This window comes from Streptomyces sp. NPDC059256 (genome assembly GCF_042753785.1).
Lineage (GTDB): Bacteria > Actinomycetota > Actinomycetes > Streptomycetales > Streptomycetaceae > Streptomyces.
This window is the reverse complement of the sequence record NZ_JBHYZO010000046.1, coordinates 1,995-5,244: the sequence shown is the minus strand read 5'-3', so window position 1 is coordinate 5,244 and position 3,250 is coordinate 1,995. Positions and strand designations below refer to the sequence as shown.

Annotated in this window: 1 rRNA gene; it reads right to left on the bottom strand. The window is 56.5% G+C overall.

Annotation, left to right across the window (positions count from 1 at the left end):
* Positions 1 to 30: 30 nt before the first annotated feature.
* A 23S ribosomal RNA gene (locus tag ACFXJL_RS34685) occupies positions 31 to 3,159 on the bottom strand.
* Positions 3,160 to 3,250: the final 91 nt, after the last annotated feature.

Here is a 3,250-nt window from a genome sequence, read left to right as displayed (position 1 = left end):
TCAGAACCAACACAGTGGACGCGAGCCTCTATGGACAAGCCCTCGGCTTATTAGTACCAGTCACCTCCAGCGGTTACCCGCCTTCCAGATCTGGCCTATCAACCCAGTAGTCTCCTGGGAGCCTTAACCCCTCAAAGGGGGTGGGAGTCCTCATCTCGAAGCAGGCTTCCCGCTTAGATGCTTTCAGCGGTTATCCTTTCCGAACGTAGCCAACCAGCCATGCCCTTGGCAGGACAACTGGCACACCAGAGGTTCGTCCGTCCCGGTCCTCTCGTACTAGGGACAGCCCTTCTCAAGACTCCTACGCGCACAGCGGATAGGGACCGAACTGTCTCACGACGTTCTAAACCCAGCTCGCGTACCGCTTTAATGGGCGAACAGCCCAACCCTTGGGACCGACTCCAGCCCCAGGATGCGACGAGCCGACATCGAGGTGCCAAACCATCCCGTCGATATGGACTCTTGGGGAAGATCAGCCTGTTATCCCCGGGGTACCTTTTATCCGTTGAGCGACGGCGCTTCCACAAGCCACCGCCGGATCACTAGTCCCGACTTTCGTCCCTGCTCGACCCGTCGGTCTCACAGTCAAGCTCCCTTGTGCACTTACACTCAACACCTGATTACCAACCAGGCTGAGGGAACCTTTGGGCGCCTCCGTTACTCTTTAGGAGGCAACCGCCCCAGTTAAACTACCCATCAGACACTGTCCCTGATCCGGATCACGGACCCAGGTTAGACATCCAGCACGACCAGAGTGGTATTTCAACAGCGACTCCCAACACACTGGCGTGTGCTGTTCACAGTCTCCCACCTATCCTACACAAGCCGAACCGAACACCAATATCAAACTATAGTAAAGGTCCCGGGGTCTTTCCGTCCTGCTGCGCGAAACGAGCATCTTTACTCGTAGTGCAATTTCACCGGGCCTATGGTTGAGACAGTCGAGAAGTCGTTACGCCATTCGTGCAGGTCGGAACTTACCCGACAAGGAATTTCGCTACCTTAGGATGGTTATAGTTACCACCGCCGTTTACTGGCGCTTAAGTTCTCAGCTTCGCCCCACCGAAATGGAGCTAACCGGTCCCCTTAACGTTCCAGCACCGGGCAGGCGTCAGTCCGTATACATCGCCTTACGGCTTCGCACGGACCTGTGTTTTTAGTAAACAGTCGCTTCTCGCTGGTCTCTGCGGCCACCCCCAGCTCACCGAGTAAATCGGATCACCAAGAATGGCCCCCCTTCTCCCGAAGTTACGGGGGCATTTTGCCGAGTTCCTTAACCATAGTTCACCCGAACGCCTCGGTATTCTCTACCTGACCACCTGAGTCGGTTTAGGGTACGGGCCGCCATGAAACTCGCTAGAGGCTTTTCTCGACAGCATAGGATCATCCACTTCACCACAATCGGCTCGGCATCAGGTCTCAGCCTTAACGTGTGACGGATTTACCTACCACACGGCCTACACCCTTACCCCGGGACAACCACCGCCCGGGCTGGACTACCTTCCTGCGTCACCCCATCACTTACCTACTACCACCTTGGATCAGCGGCTCCACCACTCCGAGATTGTCCGAAGACGCACCCGGCGGTTTCACGGCCTTAGCATTAATGGGCTCGATATTGGGCGTTTCAAAGCGGGTACCGGAATATCAACCGGTTGTCCATCGACTACGCCTGTCGGCCTCGCCTTAGGTCCCGACTTACCCTGGGCAGATCAGCTTGACCCAGGAACCCTTAGTCAATCGGCGCACACGTTTCCCACGTGTGTATCGCTACTCATGCCTGCATTCTCACTCGTGAACCGTCCACCACTCGCTTACGCGGCGGCTTCACCCGGCACACGACGCTCCCCTACCCATCACAGTCCCCGTTGGGGGTATGTACTGCAATGACACGACTTCGGCGGTACGCTTGAGCCCCGCTACATTGTCGGCGCGGAATCACTTGACCAGTGAGCTATTACGCACTCTTTCAAGGGTGGCTGCTTCTAAGCCAACCTCCTGGTTGTCTCTGCGACTCCACATCCTTTCCCACTTAGCGTACGCTTAGGGGCCTTAGTCGATGCTCTGGGCTGTTTCCCTCTCGACCATGGAGCTTATCCCCCACAGTCTCACTGCCGCGCTCTCACTTACCGGCATTCGGAGTTTGGCTAAGGTCAGTAACCCGGTAGGGCCCATCGCCTATCCAGTGCTCTACCTCCGGCAAGAAACACACGACGCTGCACCTAAATGCATTTCGGGGAGAACCAGCTATCACGGAGTTTGATTGGCCTTTCACCCCTAACCACAGGTCATCCCCCAGGTTTTCAACCCTGGTGGGTTCGGTCCTCCACGACCTCTTACAGCCGCTTCAACCTGCCCATGGCTAGATCACTCCGCTTCGGGTCTTGAGCATGCTACTAAAACGCCCTATTCGGACTCGCTTTCGCTACGGCTCCCCCACACGGGTTAACCTCGCAACACACCGCAAACTCGCAGGCTCATTCTTCAAAAGGCACGCAGTCACGACATACCAAACAAAAGCCTGATATGCGACGCTCCCACGGCTTGTAGGCACACGGTTTCAGGTACTATTTCACTCCGCTCCCGCGGTACTTTTCACCATTCCCTCACGGTACTATCCGCTATCGGTCACCAGGGAATATTTAGGCTTAACGGGTGGTCCCGCCAGATTCACACGGGATTTCTCGGGCCCCGTGCTACTTGGGTGTCTCTCAAACGAGCCGCAATCATTTCAGCTACGGGGGTCTTACCCTCTACGCCGGACCTTTCGCATGTCCTTCGCCTATGACTACGGTTTCTGACTCGTCTCACGGCCGGCAGACCGCAAAAGAGAGATCCCACAACCCCGCATACGCAACCCCTGCCGGGTATCACACATATACGGTTTGGCCTCATCCAGTTTCGCTCGCCACTACTCCCGGAATCACGGTTGTTTTCTCTTCCTGAGGGTACTGAGATGTTTCACTTCCCCTCGTTCCCTCCACATGCCCTATGTGTTCAGGCATGGGTGACAGCCCATGACGACTGCCGGGTTTCCCCATTCGGAAACCCCCGGATCAAAGCCTGGTTGACGACTCCCCGGGGACTATCGTGGCCTCCCACGTCCTTCATCGGTTCCTGGTGCCAAGGCATCCACCGTGCGCCCTTAAAAACTTGGCCACAGATGCTCGCGTCCACTGTGCAGTTCTCAAACAACGACCAGCCACCCATCACCCCACCCAAACCTGAGCGAGTACACCGGGACCGGCAC